The following is a 1,230-nucleotide window of genomic DNA, read 5'->3' as shown; positions in this document are numbered from 1 at the left end:
TATCAGCTAGTTGGTGAGGTAATGGCTCAACCAAGGCTAATGACGCATAACTGGTCTGAGAGGATGATCAGTCACACTGGAACTGAGACACGGTCCAGACTCCTACGGGAGGCAGCAGTAGGGAATATTGCTCAATGGGGGAAACCCTGAAGCAGCAACGCCGCGTGGAGGATGACACTTTTCGGAGCGTAAACTCCTTTTGTTAGGGAAGAACAATGACGGTACCTAACGAATAAGCACCGGCTAACTCCGTGCCAGCAGCCGCGGTAATACGGAGGGTGCAAGCGTTACTCGGAATCACTGGGCGTAAAGGACGCGTAGGCGGATTATCAAGTCTCTTGTGAAATCCTATGGCTTAACCATAGAACTGCTTGGGAAACTGGTAATCTAGAGTGAGGGAGAGGCAGATGGAATTGGTGGTGTAGGGGTAAAATCCGTAGAGATCACCAGGAATACCCATTGCGAAGGCGATCTGCTGGAACTCAACTGACGCTAATGCGTGAAAGCGTGGGGAGCAAACAGGATTAGATACCCTGGTAGTCCACGCCCTAAACGATGTATACTAGTTGTTGCTAAGCTAGTCTTGGCAGTAATGCACCTAACGGATTAAGTATACCGCCTGGGGAGTACGGTCGCAAGATTAAAACTCAAAGGAATAGACGGGGACCCGCACAAGCGGTGGAGCATGTGGTTTAATTCGAAGATACGCGAAGAACCTTACCCGGACTTGATATCTAACAAATCATCTAGAGATAGAAGAGTGTCTGCTTGCAGAAATGTTAAGACAGGTGCTGCACGGCTGTCGTCAGCTCGTGTCGTGAGATGTTGGGTTAAGTCCCGCAACGAGCGCAACCCACGTCATTAGTTGCTAACAGTTCGGCTGAGCACTCTAATGAGACTGCCTTCGTAAGGAGGAGGAAGGTGTGGACGACGTCAAGTCATCATGGCCCTTATGTCCGGGGCGACACACGTGCTACAATGGCATATACAATGAGAAGCAATATCGCGAGATGGAGCAAATCTATAAAATATGTCCCAGTTCGGATTGGAGTCTGCAACTCGACTCCATGAAGCCGGAATCGCTAGTAATCGTAGATCAGCCATGCTACGGTGAATACGTTCCCGGGTCTTGTACTCACCGCCCGTCACACCATGGGAGTTGATTTCACTCGAAGCCGGAATACTAAATTAGTTACCGTCCACAGTGGAATCAGCGACTGGGGTGAAGTC

1 rRNA gene is annotated in these 1,230 nt (G+C 49.8%); it reads left to right on the top strand.

Annotated elements, in window-relative coordinates:
* A 16S ribosomal RNA gene (locus TH67_RS10115) occupies positions 1–1,230 on the top strand; the annotation flags it as partial.

This window comes from Campylobacter concisus, from assembly GCF_001891085.1.
Lineage (GTDB): Bacteria > Campylobacterota > Campylobacteria > Campylobacterales > Campylobacteraceae > Campylobacter_A > Campylobacter_A concisus_O.
Note: the sequence above shows the minus strand (reverse complement) of the source record. Positions and strands in the feature narration are given on the sequence as shown.